Source organism: Marinomonas ostreistagni (assembly GCF_016461785.1).
Taxonomy (GTDB): domain Bacteria; phylum Pseudomonadota; class Gammaproteobacteria; order Pseudomonadales; family Marinomonadaceae; genus Marinomonas; species Marinomonas ostreistagni_A.
This window is the reverse complement of the sequence record NZ_JAEMUH010000001.1, coordinates 264,700-281,278: the sequence shown is the minus strand read 5'-3', so window position 1 is coordinate 281,278 and position 16,579 is coordinate 264,700. Positions and strand designations below refer to the sequence as shown.

16 protein-coding genes and 5 tRNA genes are annotated in these 16,579 nt (G+C 44.6%); 16 read left to right on the top strand and 5 right to left on the bottom strand.

Features of this window, described 5'->3' with window-relative positions; all coding sequences use genetic code 11:
* Nucleotides 1-168 precede the first annotated feature (168 nt).
* The 13 genes from JHD44_RS01385 (at nucleotide 169) to JHD44_RS01325 (ending at nucleotide 7,840) form a co-directional block, all read left to right on the top strand.
* The gene (locus JHD44_RS01385) at nucleotides 169-1,743 is read left to right on the top strand and encodes a tetratricopeptide repeat protein (protein WP_199460329.1); all 1,575 of its coding nucleotides are present in this window, start codon (nucleotides 169-171) and stop codon (nucleotides 1,741-1,743) included.
* A 9-nt stretch (nucleotides 1,744-1,752) separates the two neighbouring features.
* Nucleotides 1,753-2,331 (top strand): lipoprotein insertase outer membrane protein LolB, encoded by a 579-nt coding sequence (lolB, locus tag JHD44_RS01380; protein ID WP_199460327.1) that lies wholly within the window; start codon nucleotides 1,753-1,755, stop codon nucleotides 2,329-2,331.
* Nucleotides 2,328-3,197: a 4-(cytidine 5'-diphospho)-2-C-methyl-D-erythritol kinase gene (gene ispE, locus JHD44_RS01375; RefSeq protein WP_199460325.1), complete on the top strand. Its 870-nt coding sequence runs from the start codon at nucleotides 2,328-2,330 to the stop codon at nucleotides 3,195-3,197. The genes lolB and ispE overlap by 4 nt, the downstream gene beginning before the upstream one ends.
* A gap of 50 nt (nucleotides 3,198-3,247) precedes the next feature.
* Complete coding sequence (locus JHD44_RS01370; RefSeq protein WP_133562710.1) at nucleotides 3,248-4,195, top strand: ribose-phosphate diphosphokinase; 948 nt, start codon at nucleotides 3,248-3,250, stop codon at nucleotides 4,193-4,195.
* Nucleotides 4,196-4,263: 68 nt separating this feature from the next.
* On the top strand, nucleotides 4,264-4,842 hold the full coding sequence (locus JHD44_RS01365) for a 50S ribosomal protein L25/general stress protein Ctc (protein ID WP_199460323.1): 579 nt from the start codon (nucleotides 4,264-4,266) through the stop codon (nucleotides 4,840-4,842).
* A gap of 16 nt (nucleotides 4,843-4,858) precedes the next feature.
* Nucleotides 4,859-5,443, top strand: a complete 585-nt coding sequence (pth, locus tag JHD44_RS01360; RefSeq protein ID WP_199460321.1) for an aminoacyl-tRNA hydrolase — start codon at nucleotides 4,859-4,861, stop codon at nucleotides 5,441-5,443.
* 24 nt (nucleotides 5,444-5,467) lie between these two features.
* A complete protein-coding gene (gene ychF, locus JHD44_RS01355) occupies nucleotides 5,468-6,559 on the top strand; it encodes a redox-regulated ATPase YchF (protein WP_199460319.1) in 1,092 nt (363 codons plus the stop codon).
* 104 nt (nucleotides 6,560-6,663) lie between these two features.
* Nucleotides 6,664-6,738: transfer RNA gene (locus JHD44_RS01350), tRNA-Gln, on the top strand.
* A 12-nt stretch (nucleotides 6,739-6,750) separates the two neighbouring features.
* Nucleotides 6,751-6,827, top strand: a tRNA-Met gene (locus JHD44_RS01345).
* A 12-nt stretch (nucleotides 6,828-6,839) separates the two neighbouring features.
* Nucleotides 6,840-6,914: transfer RNA gene (locus tag JHD44_RS01340), tRNA-Gln, on the top strand.
* Between the two features lie 21 nt (nucleotides 6,915-6,935).
* Nucleotides 6,936-7,012: transfer RNA gene (locus JHD44_RS01335), tRNA-Met, on the top strand.
* Nucleotides 7,013-7,026: 14 nt separating this feature from the next.
* Nucleotides 7,027-7,101: transfer RNA gene (locus tag JHD44_RS01330), tRNA-Gln, on the top strand.
* Between the two features lie 85 nt (nucleotides 7,102-7,186).
* A complete protein-coding gene (locus tag JHD44_RS01325) occupies nucleotides 7,187-7,840 on the top strand; it encodes a TIGR04219 family outer membrane beta-barrel protein (protein ID WP_199460317.1) in 654 nt (217 codons plus the stop codon).
* A 79-nt stretch (nucleotides 7,841-7,919) separates the two neighbouring features.
* Here the strand turns inward: JHD44_RS01325 and clpB are convergent, their stop codons facing one another.
* The 3 genes from clpB to rluD form a co-directional block, all read right to left on the bottom strand.
* On the bottom strand, nucleotides 7,920-10,523 hold the full coding sequence (gene clpB, locus JHD44_RS01320; protein WP_199460315.1) for an ATP-dependent chaperone ClpB: 2,604 nt from the start codon (nucleotides 10,521-10,523) through the stop codon (nucleotides 7,920-7,922).
* A gap of 97 nt (nucleotides 10,524-10,620) precedes the next feature.
* Nucleotides 10,621-11,364 (bottom strand): peptidoglycan editing factor PgeF, encoded by a 744-nt coding sequence (pgeF, locus tag JHD44_RS01315; RefSeq protein ID WP_199460313.1) that lies wholly within the window; start codon nucleotides 11,362-11,364, stop codon nucleotides 10,621-10,623.
* 70 nt (nucleotides 11,365-11,434) lie between these two features.
* Nucleotides 11,435-12,412 carry a 23S rRNA pseudouridine(1911/1915/1917) synthase RluD gene (gene rluD, locus JHD44_RS01310; protein WP_199460311.1) on the bottom strand — a complete coding sequence of 326 codons (978 nt, stop codon included), beginning with the start codon at nucleotides 12,410-12,412 and terminating at the stop codon, nucleotides 11,435-11,437.
* Between the two features lie 105 nt (nucleotides 12,413-12,517).
* Between rluD and JHD44_RS01305 the strand changes: the two genes are divergently transcribed.
* The gene (locus JHD44_RS01305) at nucleotides 12,518-13,363 is read left to right on the top strand and encodes an outer membrane protein assembly factor BamD (RefSeq protein ID WP_199460309.1); all 846 of its coding nucleotides are present in this window, start codon (nucleotides 12,518-12,520) and stop codon (nucleotides 13,361-13,363) included.
* Between the two features lie 55 nt (nucleotides 13,364-13,418).
* Here the strand turns inward: JHD44_RS01305 and JHD44_RS01300 are convergent, their stop codons facing one another.
* The gene (locus JHD44_RS01300; RefSeq protein WP_325097025.1) at nucleotides 13,419-13,631 is read right to left on the bottom strand and encodes a cold shock domain-containing protein; all 213 of its coding nucleotides are present in this window, start codon (nucleotides 13,629-13,631) and stop codon (nucleotides 13,419-13,421) included.
* Between the two features lie 444 nt (nucleotides 13,632-14,075).
* Between JHD44_RS01300 and JHD44_RS01295 the strand changes: the two genes are divergently transcribed.
* The gene (locus tag JHD44_RS01295; protein ID WP_199460307.1) at nucleotides 14,076-15,287 is read left to right on the top strand and encodes an ammonium transporter; all 1,212 of its coding nucleotides are present in this window, start codon (nucleotides 14,076-14,078) and stop codon (nucleotides 15,285-15,287) included.
* 98 nt (nucleotides 15,288-15,385) lie between these two features.
* Nucleotides 15,386-15,865, top strand: coding sequence for a DTW domain-containing protein (locus JHD44_RS01290; protein ID WP_199460305.1), 480 nt, complete (start codon nucleotides 15,386-15,388; stop codon nucleotides 15,863-15,865).
* A 2-nt stretch (nucleotides 15,866-15,867) separates the two neighbouring features.
* On the opposite strand, the gene JHD44_RS01285 is transcribed toward JHD44_RS01290, so the two are convergent.
* Nucleotides 15,868-16,569, bottom strand: coding sequence for a fumarylacetoacetate hydrolase family protein (locus JHD44_RS01285; RefSeq protein ID WP_199460303.1), 702 nt, complete (start codon nucleotides 16,567-16,569; stop codon nucleotides 15,868-15,870).
* Between the last annotated feature and the right edge of the window lie 10 nt (nucleotides 16,570-16,579).

Genomic DNA, 16,579 nt, shown 5'->3' with positions numbered 1-16,579 from the left:
CAGGTTTTTATGCAATCTATGCACTACCGAGTTTCGCTAAAACGTACATTTATCATTTTAGCACTTGCATCCCTTACCAGCGCTTGCTCAATAACGCATCATTCAGCGCACGCCCTTGTTATGAATCCTGATTGGGGAACCAATTCAAACTCAGCACATGGAATGCAAATGAAGCAATTATTAACTGCAGAATTCGCTTTGCAGAGGCAAGGGAGTGAAGTAGCCAGCCCATTGTATCTTGAAGCAGCCAAACAAAGCTCTCAAGCCGAAGTAGCGCAACGGGCAACGTCAACAGCAATGATGAATGACAACACAAACGAAGTTCTGGCTGCAACAGATCGCTGGTTGGAGCTTGAGCCTAATAATAGCGCCGTTTACCCAATACGACTTCAAGCCCTACTGATTGATGGTAATACGGAAAAAGCAGCGGCACTTTTACATGAAGCCATAGAGCGAAAGGTATCACTCGACTTTTTACCTAATTTTGTCGATCAAAACGTACGACAAACATCGGTAACAGATCAATTAGAGTCAATCCTTACTCAAGAAAGCTTCAGTGAAAATATTTTTATCGAACTGGCGCAATATCATCTTCTTTTTGTTAAGGGAGGATATCCTTACATCGTTGAGAATATTTCCAACCTCATGCAGCGAGCCCCTGCTTCAGAGCAAGAAAGCCTAATTATTATAAAAGCGTTCAGCGAAGAGCAACTAGGCTTCCCTAAAAAGGCACTCATCACTCTCGATAAAGGTATAAAAGAATTCCCTAACAGCCAGCGTATCGCAGCAAATTTGCTCGAAGCATGGATCAAAAATGGCCAACAAAAGCGTGCTTTAGAGGCATTCTATAGTGCAGACTTCAATATTTTCACGACGCAACAAATTGGTCTAGCAATGGGGCAACTATTGATTCAGAAAGAGCAGATACTGCCTGCAATAGAACTGCTTTCCACACTTCCTAAACAAGGTTCGTTTAAGGACCAGATACTTTTTTTATTGGCTGAGGCCCAATATCAAGCAGGTCAATATAATACGGCTATAACCAACTTACTAAACGTGTATGGTCAATTGAGCTGGAACGCTTCCGAGTTATTGGTAACTTGGCTCTACCATTCCAAAGATGAAGATCAAATAAATGCACTGATTTTGAGCCGAGCACAACAAGATCAAGAGGCTGGGCACGTCACAGGGGTTGCAGACTTACACCTGGAACACAATAGACCTGAACTAGCAATCGACCTACTGACCCAAGCACTGACATTATTCCCGAACATTGATGGTCTACGTTACAAAAGAGCCATCACCTATGACATGCAAGAACTTTGGCCTCAGGCACTTAAAGACCTTGAATGGCTATTACAAAAACACCCAAATGACCCTGCTTACATGAATGCATTGGGGTACACTATGTTAGTACGCTCGCCAGACAGTTTTAATCAGGCTTTCACACTTATCCAACAAGCTTACGCCATTGATAGCGATGACCCTGCAATTTTAGACAGCATGGGCTGGGCGTATTTTAAAAAAGGTGAATTGGATGAAGCAGAAGTTTTTTTAGAGCAAGCTTGGACACAGATGCAAGACGCTGAAATTGGCGCACATTACGGCGAAACTCTCTGGCAACTAGAACAACAGAATAAAGCGATAGATGTTTGGAAAAAGGCACTACAAGACAACCCCGAGTTACCTGTTCTGCTAAGAACACTTAAACACTATGTACCAGAATTGCTGTCTGAAACATAAGGACAATAAATGAATTTAAAACGCTTATTTGCAGGTCTTATTACAGTCATTGTAGTCACTGGCTGTAGTATGACACCGACCACCCCTACAAAACCTGTACCGGAGAGTATTGAGCAGATTCAATCTTGGCAAACGGAAGGTCGTGTCGGTATCAGAACAGAGACTGATGCGATATCTGGAAACTTTAATTGGTCTCATAATACAGAACACTACGAACTCAACATCTATGGCCCTTTCGGCCAAGGTGCAACACGCTTAGAAGGTACGCCTGGTAGTGAAGCTAAACTTAGTTACGATGACAAAGTAGCCAAAGGGGAAAGTGCCGAGGCATTACTTTATTACGAGTTAGGGTGGCACTTTCCAGTGACTAATGTTCAATATTGGATTCGTGGTTTAGCGTCCCCCAATACACCAGCAGAGACCGCTTATAGGGAAGATGGAACACCTGAGCAAATCATTCAAGATGGCTGGACAATCACCTACAAAGAATTCACCAATGTTGATCAACTAAAACTGCCACAACGAATGCAGGTAGTCCACACACCTTATCGAGTGAATTTAATCATTACAGATTGGGCTGTTCAATGAATTCTATAGCCTTACCTTCACCAGCAAAATTGAATTTATTTTTACACATAACTGGACGTCGGACGGACGGTTATCATGAGCTACAGACATTGTTTCAGTTTATCGATGTTTGTGACGACATGTGTTTTTCAATTAAAGAAAATGATAGTTCCATCAGTTTAGAACCAGAGTTTGCAAGCGTTCCTTTTGCGGATAACTTAATCGTAAAAGCAGCAAATTTGCTTAAACCCTTCCGGCAAAATCTTGCTGGCGTACATATTAAAATCAATAAACAACTACCGATGGGCGGTGGCATAGGAGGTGGCAGTAGCAATGCCGCGACCACCCTGCTAGCACTCAATCAGCTCTGGAGTTGTCATTTGTCCCTTCAAGAATTAGCTGAACTTGGCAAACACTTAGGAGCCGATGTCCCGATCTTTGTATTTGGGCATTCAGCTTACGCCGAAGGCATCGGCGAAAAACTCACTAAAGTTGAGCCTGAGACCCCGTTTTATCTGTTATTAAAGCCAAATTGCGAGGTGCCAACTGGTCAAATTTTTACCGATAAATATTTGACAAGAGACACCCCTGCCATCAGAATATCGCACGCCTTGAAACTGGAGGGGCATAACGATTGCCTCGAAGTCGTTAGAAGACTTTATTCTGAAGTGGATGAAGCGTTTTTTTGGCTACAGCAATTTGGTGACGCAAAGCTTACTGGCACAGGCGCCTGTTTGTTTTTAGCGTTTGACTCAATTGATGAAGCGAATCGAGTTAGAGCCGCAGTACCAGACAAATGGCAGGCTTGGGTTTGTCGAGGTTGTAATACCTCCCCCACTCACAACGCACTGAACCAGTGGATTACGCATCAGCATACTGAGTGCTGAATAAAACGCCAGTCTCTTTTTCATCGCTATAAATACAAAGGGTATACACAGTGTCCAAGTTGATGGTTTTTACCGGTAATGCCAACCCGGAACTTGCTCGTCGAGTTGTTCGTCGCCTAGGTCTTCCTATCGGCAACGCAACGGTTGGAAAATTCAGTGACGGTGAGATCACAGTTGAGATCAACGAAAACGTTCGCGGTAAAGATGTTTTCATTATCCAATCAACCTGTGCTCCAAGCAACGACAACCTAATGGAACTGATTGTAATGGCTGATGCGCTGCGTCGTGCGTCGGCTACCCGCGTTACAGCGGTGATCCCATACTTTGGTTATGCACGTCAGGATCGTCGCGTTCGCTCGGCGCGTGTGCCAATTACAGCAAAAGTAGTGGCGGATATGATTTCTGCAGTGGGTATCAACCGTGTACTAACTGTTGATCTTCACGCTGATCAGATTCAAGGATTCTTTGATATTCCAGTAGATAACGTATATGCAACACCTTTGCTGCTAGACGATCTACAACGTCAAGGTCACGAGAACATTACCGTTGTGTCACCTGATGTAGGTGGTGTAGTTCGCGCTCGTGCCTTTGCAAAACTACTAGATGATGCGGATTTAGCCATCATTGATAAGCGTCGTCCACGCGCTAACGAAGCACAAATCATGCACCTTATCGGTGATGTAGAGGGTAAAACTTGTGTGCTTGTAGATGATATGTGTGACACAGGTGGTACATTATGCGCTGCCGCGAAAGCACTAAAAGAACATGGTGCATCGAAAGTTTTGGCTTACTGTACTCACCCAGTACTGTCTGGCAAAGCGATTGAGAATATTAGCAACTCTGTGCTAGATGAATTGGTTGTGACGGATACGATTCCGTTATCGCAAGCCGCACAGAATTGCCCACAAATCCGCCAACTGTCAATGTCTGACATTATGGCTGAGGCTGTTCGTCGCGTATGCAATGAAGAGTCAATTAGCGCCATGTTTGGGGCCTAAGCCAAACGTTTACGCTCGGAACGGGTCGCAGTTCTGGGCAAATTTAACTTAATTTTAGGATATTCAAAATGTCTCAAATACTAAATGCTTCTGTACGTAACGAAGAAGGTAAAGGTGCGAGCCGCCGCCTTCGTCACGCAGGTCTTGTTCCAGCTGTAATCTACGGTGGCAACACTGACGCAGTTTCTGTTACGTTCAAAAACAACGAAGTTGCTAAAGCTGTAGAAAGCACAGCTTTTTTAACTAGCGTAGTAAAAGTATCAGTTGATGGTGCAGAGCAAGAAGTAATCGTTAAATCTCTACAACGTCACCCAGCAACTGGCGATGTTATGCACATTGACTTGCTGCGCGTTGATTCTGAAACGAAACTGGTTACTCGCGTTCCTCTAAACTTCATCAACGCTACGAAGTCTGAAGGTGTTAAATCTCAAGGTGGTCGTCTACAAGTAGAAGCGAAACTTGCTGAAGTTCGTTGTCTTCCAAAAGACCTACCAGCTGCACTAGAAGTTGACACAATCAAAGGTCAACTAGGCGATATCTTCCACCTTTCTGATGCTCAACTACCAGAAGGCGTTGAATTGGTTGCTCTTCTTAAAGGCGAAGACCACAACCAGCCTATCGCTCGTATCGGTAAAGCTAAGCGTTAATCATTGAGGCAAGTCTGTGGCAGGTTTTAGATTACTCGTTGGCTTGGGTAACCCAGGTACTGAATATGAAAACACCCGCCACAATGCTGGCGCACAATGGATAGAAGCACTGGCTCGTATGAGTCAGTGTTCTCTTCGCACTGAGAAGAAATTTTTCGGTGAGTTTGGAAAAGTTTTTATAGGTGGGCAGGAATGCTACCTCCTAATTCCTACGACCTATATGAATTTAAGTGGCAAAGCCGTTCAAGCTGTTTGCCAATTCTATAAAATCTCCCCCCAAGAAGTTCTAGTCGTTCACGATGAACTCGATATCGCTCCAGGCACCGTAAAGCTCAAGAAAAGCGGTGGCCACGGTGGCCATAATGGTCTAAAAGATATTATCAGCAAACTCGGTAACAACCGTGATTTTGGTCGTGTACGCATCGGTATTGGTCACCCAGGACATGCGAGCCAAGTAGCAAGCTATGTACTTAAAAAAGCTCCAAGTGATGAATACCAAAAAATCGAACAAACCATTGATGAGTCATTGCGCTATTACGAAGATATTGTCGCGGACAACTGGAATAGTGTCATGAACCATCTTCATAGTTTCAAAGCATAAAACTACCAGCTTTAGGAAATCTTTATGGGCTTTAATTGCGGTATCGTCGGCTTACCAAACGTCGGCAAATCAACTCTGTTCAACGCGCTAACCAAAGCCGGTATCGGCGCTGAAAACTTCCCTTTCTGTACCATTGAGCCAAACGCTGGTGTAGTGGCCATGCCTGACCCACGCCTAGACGCTCTAGCAGAAATCGTAAAACCTGAGCGTGTGTTAGCGACAACGATGGAATTCGTTGATATCGCAGGTCTAGTAGAAGGCGCATCGAAAGGTGAAGGTCTCGGTAATAAATTCCTAGCCAACATCCGCGAAACGGATGCGATTGCACACGTTGTACGCTGTTTCGAAGATGACAACGTTATCCACGTTGCTAACCAAGTCAACCCAAAAGCAGACATCGAGGTCATCAACCTTGAGCTGATCTTTGCCGACATCGAGTCCATTGATAAGCAAATTCTGCGTACTGCTAAGAACGCTAAGAGCGGTAACAAAGAAGCCATTGCACATAAAGAGTTTCTAGAAAGCATCAAAGCACACCTAGAAGATGGCCTTCCAGTTCGCTCAATGGACTTAACAGACGACCAGAAGAAAGCGGTTAAGCAACTTCACCTGCTAACTACTAAGCCAACCATGTACATTGCCAACGTTTCCGAAGACGGTTTTGAAAACAACCCTCACTTAGACGTTGTACGCGAGATCGCCGAAGCAGAAGGCGCTATGGTGGTACCGATCTGTAACCAGCTTGAAGCTGAAATTTCCGAGCTGGATACTGAAGAAATGAAAGAATTCCTAGACGAAATGGGCATGGAAGAGCCTGGTCTTGATCGCGTGATTCGCGCAGGCTACGAGCTACTAGGTCTTCAGACATACTTCACAGCCGGTGTAAAAGAAGTCCGTGCTTGGACGGTTAAACAAGGTGCTACAGGCCCACAAGCTGCTGGTGTGATCCATACAGACTTTGAGAAAGGCTTTATCCGTGCCGAAGTCGTTGCCTACAACGACTTTATTCAATACAAAGGCGAGAACGGTGCGAAAGAAGCAGGCAAATGGCGTCTAGAAGGTAAAGACTACATCGTGAAAGATGGCGATGTGATGCACTTCCGTTTTAATGTTTAACTTTTTTCAAAAAAATCCTTGACCCATGAATGGGTTATATGAATAATATCGCGCCACAGACACAGCGAAGCATTGTTTCAAAACTGTCTGTGTTGCGAGATTGTTGGGGTATAGCCAAGCGGTAAGGCAACGGGTTTTGATCCCGTCATGCGTTGGTTCGAATCCAGCTACCCCAGCCACTCTCTTGCAAAGGCTATGTAGCTCAGTTGGTTAGAGCACATCACTCATAATGATGGGGTCACTAGTTCGAATCTAGTCATAGCCACCAATTTTGATGAATTGGGGTATAGCCAAGCGGTAAGGCAACGGGTTTTGATCCCGTCATGCGTTGGTTCGAATCCAGCTACCCCAGCCATCAAAATACACTTCAGCACAAGGCTATGTAGCTCAGTTGGTTAGAGCACATCACTCATAATGATGGGGTCACTAGTTCGAATCTAGTCATAGCCACCAGCTTTTTGATAAGTTGGGGTATAGCCAAGCGGTAAGGCAACGGGTTTTGATCCCGTCATGCGTTGGTTCGAATCCAGCTACCCCAGCCATCAAAACTTTTCGACTTTTCCTTAGATTTTATTTTCCTCTTAGTTATAATTCGTGAAAATCAAAATCAATAAAGGGATTCTCTTTATGAAGAAAGCACTGATTGCTTCCACTCTTCTTCTTGCAGGCGCAGCACAAGCAGACATTCTAGGTTTGACAGCTGAAGTCGGACAATTTTCTCCAGACGTTTCTTTCGACGGCAGCTTAAATAGCCAATCAGCCGATACTGACTTTAGTGGTGAAGACAATACATACTTCGGTATTGCTTTTGAACACCCAGTTCCTCTTATCCCAAATGTTCGCCTACAAGGCTCAACATTAGAAGGCAAGAGCACCGATGTCGACATGAAAGTGGAAAGTACAGATTATACACTTTACTACGAGTTCTTAGATGGCCTTGCATGGATTGACCTAGATCTTGGCATTTCCATTCGCGACATGGATATTGACGCACGCGTTAATACTAGCCGAGAAAGTGAAAGCATTGTTTTACCGACTGGTTACTTATCTGCATACTTCACCATCCCTACTCTTCCAATACAAATTGGCGGTGAACTAAAGACTTTATCAGCGGGTGATTCAAGCATCAATGACACCACATTTAAGATTAAATACCAATCTCCGTTTATCGTGGGTGTAGAAGGCGGTTACCGCACAGCTAACTTCGACATTGATGAAGGCAGTATCGACTCTGAGATCGAGTTTGACGGCTTCTTCGTAGGTGTTTTTGCTGACTTCTAAACTAGACAGCCATTAGATACAAAAAAGCCTGCTTAAGTAAGCAGGCTTTTTTTTGCAGTTGTACTTTCAGGTCAATCACTTACGATGCTTGCAAAGTTTCCTGTAACGCTTCGAAGGTCATTCCTTCCTCGTTAACATCCACTTTAATCAAGTCGCCTGCAACAAACTTACCACCTAACAGCTCGTTCGCTAATGGGTTTTCAATCCATTGCTGGATAGCACGCTTCAATGGACGCGCACCATAAATTGGGTCATAACCCACTTCAGCCAAACGCTCCATCGCCGCATCACTTAAATTCATCGACATCCCCATCTCAGTCAAACGGTCATTTAGATGCGCCAGCTGAATCTTAGCAATGCCTTTGATCTGCGATTGCATCAATGGGTGGAACACCACCGTTTCGTCGATACGGTTAATAAACTCTGGACGGAAATGTGTACCCACTACTTCCATCACTTTGCCCTTAATGGCTTCATATTCGTCGTTGCTACGGTACTCTTGAATCATGTCTGAGCCAAGGTTAGAGGTCATTACAACAACCGTGTTACGAAAGTCGACCGTACGTCCCTGACCATCCGTTAGACGACCATCATCCAACACCTGCAAAAGAATGTTAAACATATCCGGATGCGCTTTCTCGACCTCATCTAGCAGCAATACAGAGTAAGGACGACGACGTACCGCTTCCGTTAGATAACCACCTTCTTCGTAGCCAACGTAGCCTGGAGGTGCACCAATTAAACGCGCAACAGAATGCTTCTCCATAAACTCAGACATATCGACACGCACCATTGCTTGCTCGGTATCAAACAAGAACTTCGCCAACGATTTACACAACTCAGTCTTACCCACACCAGTAGGACCTAAGAACAGGAAAGAACCATTAGGACGATTTGGATCCGCCAAGCCTGAACGTGAACGACGAACTGCATTAGAAACGGCGTTCACAGCTTCATCTTGGCCAATCACCGACTCGTGCAACGCGTCTTCCATACGTAGCAGCTTGTCACGTTCGCCTTCGAGCATTTTATCCACTGGAATACCAGTCCAGCGAGAGACTACCGTGGCAATCTCTTCTTCTGTCACGCGGTTTTTCAGCAGCTGAGTTTCTGCCTCATGCTCTTCGTCTTGCGTTGCCTTTTCAATTTCCGCTTCCAGCATTGGAATCACGCCATACTGAAGCTCTGACATTTTTGCCAAGTTACCTTGTCGACGCGCCTCCTCCATTTCTTGGCGTACACCTTCCAGCTCTTCTTTAAGCTTTTGCGCACCTTGAACAGCCGCTTTCTCAGCATTCCAAATTTCTTCAAGATCTGAAAATTGCTTTTCCAAACCATCGATATCATCTTCAAGCTCAGCTAAACGCTGCTTGGAGGCTTTATCTTTTTCTTTCTTGAGGGCCTCTTGTTCAATCTTAAGCTGAATCAAGCGACGCTCTAGGCGATCCATTTCCTCTGGCTTAGAGTCCATTTCCATGCGAATACGGCTAGCCGCTTCGTCAATCAAGTCAATCGCTTTATCTGGCAGTTGACGATCCGTGATATAGCGCTGAGACAGCTTCGCCGCAGCAATGATTGCCGAGTCAGTAATATCAACCCCATGGTGAACTTCGTAACGCTCTTTTAAGCCACGCAAAATAGCGATGGAGTCCAGTACATTTGGTTCTTCAACCAGCACCTTCTGGAAACGACGCTCAAGCGCTGCATCTTTCTCAATATACTGGCGATACTCATCCAACGTGGTAGCACCCACACAGTGAAGCTCGCCACGAGCCAGAGCAGGCTTCAGCATGTTTCCGGCATCCATAGAGCCTTCGGATTTACCAGCCCCCACCATGGTATGGATCTCATCAATAAACAGAATGATCTGGCCTTCTTGCTTCGCCAATTCATTCAAAACGCCTTTTAAGCGCTCTTCAAATTCACCACGGTATTTTGCACCCGCGATCAAGGCCCCCATGTCTAGGGACAAGACTCGCTTATTCTTAAGGCCTTCTGGCACTTCTCCATTAATGATACGCTGAGCCAAACCTTCGACAATCGCGGTTTTACCCACCCCTGGCTCACCAATTAGAACAGGGTTGTTTTTGCGACGACGTTGCAACACTTGGATGGTGCGACGGATCTCATCGTCACGACCAATCACAGGATCTAAACGACCTTCTGAAGCACGAGCAGTTAAGTCCACAGTAAACTTGTCTAACGACTGACGGTTCTCCTCAGCATTAGGGTCGTTGACTGCATCACCGCCACGAATGGAATCAATGACCGAAGCAATATCAGCTTTAGTCACACCCGTTGCTTTAAGCGCCTTAGCAACATCATCTTTAGCATCAAACATTGCCAACAGAATCAGCTCAGACGAAATGTATTGATCCTTTCGCTTTTGCGCTTCTTTATCGGCTAAGTTAAGCAGCCGACCTAACTCTGGTGACATTTGTACGTTGCCATCATGATTAGAGACTTTCGGCATACGCTCTAGAATCTTATTTAACTCTTCACGAAACTTCGTTATCTGCACGCCAGACTGCTGCAGAATAGGTCGTACGCCACCGCCCTGCTGATCAAGCAACGCTATCAACAAATGCACGGCTTCAATGTAATTGTGATCCTGCCCTAGCGCCACAGACTGAGCATCTGATAGAGCAATTTGCAACTTACTGGTTAATCGATCAATTCGCATAATGACCTCCGAAATCGATAACTAAACTGTCTTCTACTAGCTTTATAAGATCACTATTTTGCTTTTCAATGGATGAGTGTCATTTTTTTGACAGCCATCATTTTTCTATCCAAATAAGTGTCGCCATTCGACCAGTTACTCCATCACGACGGTAGGAGTAAAAGCGTTCCTTGTCTGTCACAGTACACAAGTCACCACCAAACACCTGCTGACAACCTAATTTGGCCATGCGCTGTTTAGCGATTAGATACAAATCACCAAGCCACTTACCTTGATTGGACGAAGGCTTAAAAGCGCTTTCAGCCTCAGGGTCCACATCCATAAATGCTTGACGCACTTCTGCTCCCACTTCAAAGCAATCTGGACCGATAGCTGGCCCGAGCCAAACCAATACGTCACTAGGCTCATCAAATTGCTTAAGAGTCGACTCCAGCACACCATCACATAATCCACGCCACCCAGCGTGCGCTGCCGCCACTTGAGTACCTTCTTTATTGGTAAATATTGCTGGTAAGCAATCTGCCGTTAAGACTGCACATACAGTATCTTCCTGTTTAGTGAAAGACGCATCGGAGGTTCGCTTATCAACCTCTGTTGGCAATTCGATGACAATATCTGAGTGCACTTGGTTGAGCCATTGAATCGTATTAGGGTAATTTGTGAGACGTTTCAATTCTGCTCGGTTAGCTTCAACCGTGGCTGGTTCATCCCCCACATGAGCACCTAAATTAAGACCTTGATACACTCCCTCACTTACACCGCCAAGCCGTGTTGAGACGCACGCTTTTATGTTTTTGGGTGCTGGCCATTCAGGGATGATTAGCGTGTTTATATTTTTCATGCAACTGTCCATTCATTTTATTAAACAAAGAAAAAGGCAGCCGTGGCTGCCTTTTTAAATGGATTAACTACTACATATATTGGTTCTGGCCACCGTTTTTCAAATCGGCTTCCAACATTTCAACAAGCTCTAACATATCTTCTGGTAGATCCACTTCCCATTCCATCCACTCCCCTGTCACAGGGTGAGATAACTCCAACTTCTTCGCATGCAACGCTTGGCGACGAAAATCTCTCAAGCCTTCCTGCAATTCAGGTGAACAGCCTTTAGGCATTTTCAGGCGTCCAGCATATTGTGGATCCCCCACTAATGGGTACTGAATATGAGCCATATGAACACGAATTTGATGTGTACGACCTGTTTCAAGCTTAAGACGAATATGGGTATGGTTGTTGTAGCGCTTAATCAATCGATAATGAGTAATCGCCTCTTTACCATGAATAGGCTCAACAGCCATTTTTTGACGATTATGCGGATGTCTCCCGATCGGCTCATCCACCACACCACCACCTGTCATAGCACCTATGGCAATGGCCTCATATTCACGCCCCATACTGCGATCTTGAAGCTGAGCAACGAGATCCGTCTGCGCTTGCAAAGTTTTAGCAACCACCATCAACCCAGTCGTTTCTTTATCTAGACGATGCACAATACCAGCACGAGGCACGGTTGCCGTCTCAGGCGCATGGTGCAATATCGCATTAAGCAATGTTCCATCACTATGACCTGCTGCTGGATGAACCACTAAACCTGCAGGCTTGTTGATGATTAAAATATCATCATCTTCATAAACAATATTAAGCGGAATTTCTTGAGCGTCATGAACTGCCTGCTCTTCCAACTCCACATCAAGCGTAATGGTCTCACCACCAAACAACTTCTCTTTGGGTTTGGTTTTCTTTCCATCCACTAGCAAGACACCTTCTTTGATCCAACTTTGGATTCTTGAACGTGAATAATCTGAAAATAATTCGGTAGCAATTTGATCAAATCGCTGACCTGAGAAATCCAACGAAACTTGGGCTTCTTTTACTATGCGCTCTGCCATACAATAAACTTTCTATGCTCGATGCTGCGTCCTCTCGACGCGAAATATGCTAACCGCATAGCCATGATTGTAGGCTATGCCACGTTTACTAGGGTTGTATTATACATGGGATTTAATAAGACATTGTCACGATTTCTGACAATTGCCAGCTTTTACGCTGTTTTGACGGCCTGTTCTAGCAACCAACCAACCGTTGAACCAGACTTACCAGAAAAAGAATATTTCCGTCTTGCCCAAGAAGCTCTGGACAACAACCTGCCCACTACTGCTGCAGAACAGCTTAAAGAGCTCGAAACTCGTTATCCATTTGGCGAATACTCTATTCCAGCTCGCCTTGATTTAATATATGCACAATTTGAGGCAGGCAATTACGCCGCAGCTCATGCCACAGCTGACCGGTTTATTAAAAACTATCCTGACAATCAGGCTCTAGACTATGTTTACTACATGCGTGGCCTGTCTACTTATAAAGGCGCAGAATCATTTTTGGGGCGCTTTTTAAATCTAAACCCAGCCGATCGTGACACAAGTGAGTTTGACAAATCTTTCAGTGAGTTTGCTGACTTTTTACGCCGCTTTCCGGAAAGTGAGTTTGCACCCGATGCCAAAGCAAGAATGGTTTACTTACGAAACATGATTGCTGAGCATGAAGTCGCTATTGCTCACTATTATTTTAAACGCAAGGCTCCTCTTTCAGCATTGCGTAGAGGGCAAGAAGTTATTCAACATTATCCATCCACTCCCTCCGTTGAAGAAGCACTTGCTATCACCATTCAAGCATATATGGACTTAAATCTTTACGATGAAGCAAAGCAAAACTTAGCTATTCTCGTAAACAGCTATCCAGAAAGTCAGTATCTAGATAAAGAACAGAAGTTCATTCCTTTCGAGCTACCTAGAGAAGCCGATCCAGACTTCCTGTATTGGGTCAGTTTAGGCATGATTGACTAAACGACAGACACAAAAAAGCCAAGCAATCGCTTGGCTTTTTACCTTTTATGCCAGATCAAACAATCGTGACATTCTCAGCTTGAGGGCCTTTTTGACCTTGAGTTACCTCAAATGTCACTTTTTGACCTTCTTGCAAAGTACGGCGACCAGTACCGTTAATTGCGCGGTAGTGAACAAAAACATCTGTACCACCATCACGCTCAATAAAACCAAATCCTTTTTCATCGTTAAACCATTTTACGATACCGGATACCAATTGATCTGACATAACAACCTCTTTTACGCTTACTACCCACTACGGTAGCTTGTTAAACTGTTCATCTTGCTTTCTAGCAAGAATATGTTCCTTTGTGCTGCCTAAATCCCTTTTACACTTGAGTTATTTTTAAACAGCTACCTTTCGATAATATGTCGACTAAAAAAAAATAGAAACCCCAAAATTACACAAAGAGTGCACAGTCCATACTATTTTTAACCACATCCTTTCGACTGTTCATTTTACTGGGAAAAAATGACAGTTTGTTGAATCGCAAAATACCAAAGCACCAAAATAAAACACCAGCACCAAAATAAAACATTTCAGGCACAATTATTGCTTATTTTCGTGTTCGCCGAGGAAAGGACACCTCAAAATCAGAAATAACGCCCTAAAATTGGGCTTAAATCTAAAAACAATACCAACTTAGTGCAAAAGCACCCTAAAGGAGAGAATGTGGATCACATTAACAGTGCAGTTGAAACATTAGTTTCCAGCTCTAACACCTTATTTATTTTACTCGGCGCGATCATGGTATTCGCAATGCATGCTGGCTTTGCATTTCTTGAAGTCGGTACTGTTCGACATAAAAACCAAGTGAATGCTCTGGTAAAAATTATGACGGACTTTGCCGTCTCTGCGCTCGTATACTTTTTCGTCGGCTATCAAATCGCCTACGGCGTTACTTTCTTTGAAAGTGCTGAGGTGCTATCAGAAAATAACGGCTACGAACTAGTGAAGTTTTTCTTCCTAATGACTTTTGCAGCCGCGATCCCCGCCATTATTTCTGGTGGTGTTGCGGAGCGTGCGAAGTTTTACCCTATGCTAATCTCAGCAGCCGTTATAGTTGGTTTAGTTTACCCATTTTTTGAAGGTATTATTTGGAATGGTAATTATGGCTTCCAAGATTGGCTAGAAGCTAGCTATGGCGCAGGCTTCCATGATTTCGCTGGTTCTGTTGTTGTACATGGTGTTGGCGGCTGGGTTGCATTGGCGGCCATCATTTTACTTGGCACACGCAACGGCCGCTTTCGTCAAGGTAAGCTAGTAGCTTTTGCACCTTCTAATATTCCATTCTTAGCACTAGGCGCTTGGATTCTTTGTATTGGTTGGTTTGGCTTTAACGTGATGTCTGCTCAAACACTTGATGGTGTCAGTGGTCTAGTTGCGGTCAACTCCTTAATGGCTATGGTTGGTGGCGTATTAACTGCAATGTTTGTTGGCAAGAACGATCCTGGCTTTATTCATAATGGCCCCCTAGCAGGCTTAGTGGCAGTCTGTGCTGGCTCTGATGTCATGCACCCTATCGGCGCATTAATCACCGGAGGCATTGCAGGCATCTTATTCACCATGCTATTCACATGGATCCAACAAAAGCTGCATTCTGTTGATGATGTGCTAGGGGTTTGGCCTCTTCATGGTATTTGTGGTGCTTGGGGCGGCATTGCTGCTGGCATTTTCGGCAGTTCCTCTTTAGGTGGACTTGGCGGCGTGAGTTTCACTGTCCAGCTGATTGGCACACTGGCTGGTGTAGCCATTGCTCTTGCCGGAGGCTTTGTTGTTTATGGTGCATCCAAAGCTATTTCTGGATTACGCTTAACGGAAGAAGAAGAATTTAACGGTGCAGATTTAAGCATCCACAAAATCGGCTCAATTGGTAAAGAGTAATCTTTTCATACAAAAGTGGAAGGGAACTCAACCGCCCCTCCACTTTTTGCTATGATGCTTTTAATCCCATCATAGCACTGCTTTAAAGAACTCTTCTTATGCACATCTGGCTACTGACTCACTCCGAAGAACTAAAAAAACGTAATGGCACAGGCCAAATTGTTAAAGCTCAACTTCCCCAAGCATGCACAGTCGTTGTATGGAAAAGAACAGAGCCCGATCAGCAACTCACAGACTTACCACTGGACAAAACCTTGCTCATTTACCCAACAGCAGAACCTGACTATCCTGACTCAGATTCTGAACCTTTAACGATTAGCCAAGCAGAGCATGTCATTCTATTAGATGGCACTTGGCAGCAAGCACGAAAAATGTATAACCGGACAGAATATTTGAAGAGATTCCAGCACTACGCTATCCCTAACCAACAATCTACCTTTCAAAGACGTCGTAACCAACTCGATGGCGGCTTGTGTACTGCTGAAACCGCTGCCTACCTACTCCAGCAAAAAGGGCTTACAAAACAAGCAGAGGCAATTAATACAGCATTTCTAACTTTCAATGCCTTGCAAAACTAATGTTAGCGTACTTGAACCACAATCTTACCAACCCCCTCCACAGAGGCTTCCATGACATCTCCCGCTTGAACCGCCCCCACGTTCTCAGGGGTACCTGTCATAATCAAATCCCCTGGGCGCAATTCAAATTGCTCAGACAGCTTCGCTACAACCTCAGCCAAATCCCAAGTCAAATGAGTAAGGTTACTGTGTTGCATCAACTTCCCATTAACACTTAATGCAATAGCGCCCTGGTTAAGTAGCGCTTTGCCATTTCTAGGGATTATGGAAGACATAGGCGCACTGTGATCAAAAGCTTTACCGGACTCCCAAGGTCGCCCTTTTTGCTTAGCTTGAGCTTGTAAGTCACGTCGAGTCATATCAAGACCAACACTGTAGCCCCAGATCGCCTCATCAGCCTTATCTAAAGATAGATTCTTACCACCTTTAGTTAACGCAACGACTAACTCAACTTCATATTCAAGCTGCTTCGTTGCCTGTGGATAGGGCATAAAGTTGTCCATATCTGAGCCTATCCACTGCACGCAAGTTTTATCCTTACAAAAGAAAAACGGCAAATCTCTAGAAGGGTCATCCCCCATTTCACGGGCATGAGCAGCGTAGTTTCGACCCACACAATAAACGCGACGCACAGGAAATCTTTCCGTCATCCCTTCGATAGGCAAAGAGACCTCAGCTTCAGGGGAAATAATATACTGGCTCATAATATTCCTT

What these genes read in the sequence shown, in the direction of transcription:
- ispE (WP_199460325.1), top strand. Translation starts at nt 2,328, where the DNA reads ATGAATTCTATAGCCTTACCTTCACCAGCAAAATTGAATTTATTTTTA.
- JHD44_RS01290 (WP_199460305.1), top strand. Translation starts at nt 15,386, where the DNA reads ATGCACATCTGGCTACTGACTCACTCCGAAGAACTAAAAAAACGTAAT.
- ychF (WP_199460319.1), top strand. Translation starts at nt 5,468, where the DNA reads ATGGGCTTTAATTGCGGTATCGTCGGCTTACCAAACGTCGGCAAATCA.
- JHD44_RS01385 (WP_199460329.1), top strand. Translation starts at nt 169, where the DNA reads ATGAAGCAATTATTAACTGCAGAATTCGCTTTGCAGAGGCAAGGGAGT.
- rluD (WP_199460311.1), bottom strand. Translation starts at nt 12,412, where the DNA reads ATGGCAGAGCGCATAGTAAAAGAAGCCCAAGTTTCGTTGGATTTCTCA.
- clpB (WP_199460315.1), bottom strand. Translation starts at nt 10,523, where the DNA reads ATGCGAATTGATCGATTAACCAGTAAGTTGCAAATTGCTCTATCAGAT.
- JHD44_RS01285 (WP_199460303.1), bottom strand. Translation starts at nt 16,569, where the DNA reads ATGAGCCAGTATATTATTTCCCCTGAAGCTGAGGTCTCTTTGCCTATC.
- JHD44_RS01325 (WP_199460317.1), top strand. Translation starts at nt 7,187, where the DNA reads ATGAAGAAAGCACTGATTGCTTCCACTCTTCTTCTTGCAGGCGCAGCA.
- pgeF (WP_199460313.1), bottom strand. Translation starts at nt 11,364, where the DNA reads ATGAAAAATATAAACACGCTAATCATCCCTGAATGGCCAGCACCCAAA.
- JHD44_RS01300 (WP_325097025.1), bottom strand. Translation starts at nt 13,631, where the DNA reads ATGTCAGATCAATTGGTATCCGGTATCGTAAAATGGTTTAACGATGAA.
- JHD44_RS01305 (WP_199460309.1), top strand. Translation starts at nt 12,518, where the DNA reads ATGGGATTTAATAAGACATTGTCACGATTTCTGACAATTGCCAGCTTT.
- lolB (WP_199460327.1), top strand. Translation starts at nt 1,753, where the DNA reads ATGAATTTAAAACGCTTATTTGCAGGTCTTATTACAGTCATTGTAGTC.
- JHD44_RS01365 (WP_199460323.1), top strand. Translation starts at nt 4,264, where the DNA reads ATGTCTCAAATACTAAATGCTTCTGTACGTAACGAAGAAGGTAAAGGT.